Source organism: Bacteroidota bacterium, from assembly GCA_038746285.1.
Classification (GTDB): Bacteria; Bacteroidota; Rhodothermia; order Rhodothermales; family JANQRZ01; genus JANQRZ01.
In genome coordinates this window covers 1-1,778 of sequence record JBCDKT010000126.1, presented here as the reverse complement: position 1 = coordinate 1,778, position 1,778 = coordinate 1, and the positions used below count along the sequence as shown (strand labels likewise).

Here is a 1,778-nt window from a genome sequence, read left to right as displayed (position 1 = left end):
CCGGCCACGCGCGCGTGGCCGAGGCCTACATCACCTACCGCGCCGAGCGGGCCGTCTACCGAGCTACCCAGGAGTCCGCCGAGACCGACCAAGCCGCACTCATCGAGATCACCGAGGCCGACGGCTCCTCGACGCTGTGGGACGGCGAGGAGCTCCGCGAGCGGATCCGGATCGCGTCGGTCGGCCTCGGTGATCTCGATGAGTGCGGCTTGGTCGGTCTCGGCGGACTCCTGGGTAGCTCGGTAGACGGCCCGCTCGGCGCGGTAGGTGATGTAGGCCTCGGCCACGCGCGCGTGGCCGGCGAGGAGCAGGTCCTCCTGGACGGGGTCCTGCCCGGTCGCGATGGGGACGTAGCTCAGGCCGAGCGCCGCCGCCCGGTCGGTCACGCGCTGGGCGACGCCCTCGGCGGGGGCGGAATCGAGCCCGCGCGAAAGGAACGCCTTGCGGACGGCCGTCTCGATCTTGGCCGCGTTCCAGGCCACGACCTGCCCGCCGCGGCGGATGAGCTGGAGCGCGCCCGCGGCCGGGACCGGGACCGCCGGGGCCACCTCCTGCGCCCGGTGCATCACGAGCGCCTTCGCCACGTCGACCGCGCCCGCCGCGAGCAGCTCGGCCTCGGCGAGCGCGACGACGTCGGCGAACGACGGGCGGGCGTCGGCCGGCAGCGCCGCCAGCCGGGTGAGCACGTCGGCCACAACGCGGCGGACGAGCGGGGCAAGTGCGGCGGCTTCAGCTGACTGGCGGGCAGCGAGGCGGGCCGTCGCGGCCGCCTCGGCGACGGGCGCGGCGAGGCGGACTGGGTCGAGCCGGGCGTCGGTGCCGTCCTCGCGCACGAAGAGGAGGCGGTCGGCCTCCACGGCGAGGTCGCCCACGAGCGCGCCGGCGTCGAGGGCCGGGCGGTCGGCGGGCGGGAGGAGCGCGGCGCGCTTGAGGTCGAGGTCGCGGACGAGGTCGGAGGTAGGATTCCACATGGCGGGTCAGGGGACGTGTTTGAAATGGAAGTGCGTGATGCGCTACTGGCGGCTTGGGCCAGCGTGGTGAGGGTCAGCGGGGACCCTCACGCACCGCTCGCCGCGCATCACCCGCTACAGCTCGTCGTCGTCGACGGGCACGAGGGCGGAGGCCTTGCGGTACTCGGTCACCCGGCCCTCGAAGAAGTTCTGCTCCTTCTGGATGTCCATCAGCTCGGCCAGCCACGGGAGCGGGTTGGCCTGGCCGGGGAAGAGCAGGTCGAGCCCGAGGCCCGTCATGCGCCGGTTCGAGATGTAGCGCACGTAGCCGACGAACTCGTCGGCGCTCAGGCCGACACCGGCGACGGGCAGGCAGTCGCGGATAAAGGCTTCTTCGAGGCGGACGGCCTCGGCCATGAGGTCGGCCAGCTCGGCGCGGAAGGCGGCGGTCCAGACGTCGGGGTTCTCGGCGCAGAGCTCAAGGAGGAGCTTCCGGAACACCTCGATGTGGTTGGACTCGTCGCGGAGCGTGTAGCGGAACATCTGCCCGATGCCGGGGAACTTGCCCTGGCGGTACAGGCTGAGCACCATCCCGAAGAGGCCGTAGAACTGGGTTCCCTCCATGCACTGCCCGAAGACGAACAGGTTTTTGGCGAGCAGCTGCTGGTTCTCCAGCACCGTCAGGTCGAGGTCGCGGCGGAGCGCGTGCGAGACGCGCGTGATGAAGGCGTTCTTCTCGCGGATCGTGTCCACGTCCTCGAACATGGCCTCGCACTCGTGCGGGTTGACCCCCAGCGACGAGATCATGTAGAGCAGCGAGTCGGCGTG

Annotated in this window: 2 protein-coding genes; both read right to left on the bottom strand. The window is 71.7% G+C overall.

The window, feature by feature from the left end; genetic code table 11:
* Nucleotides 1-971 (bottom strand): ATP cone domain-containing protein (locus tag AAGI91_17820; GenBank protein MEM1044472.1); only part of this gene is annotated, 971 nt, incomplete at its 3' end.
* A gap of 114 nt (nt 972-1,085) precedes the next feature.
* On the bottom strand, nt 1,086-1,778 hold a 693-nt coding region (locus tag AAGI91_17815), incomplete at its 5' end, for a ribonucleotide-diphosphate reductase subunit beta (protein MEM1044471.1).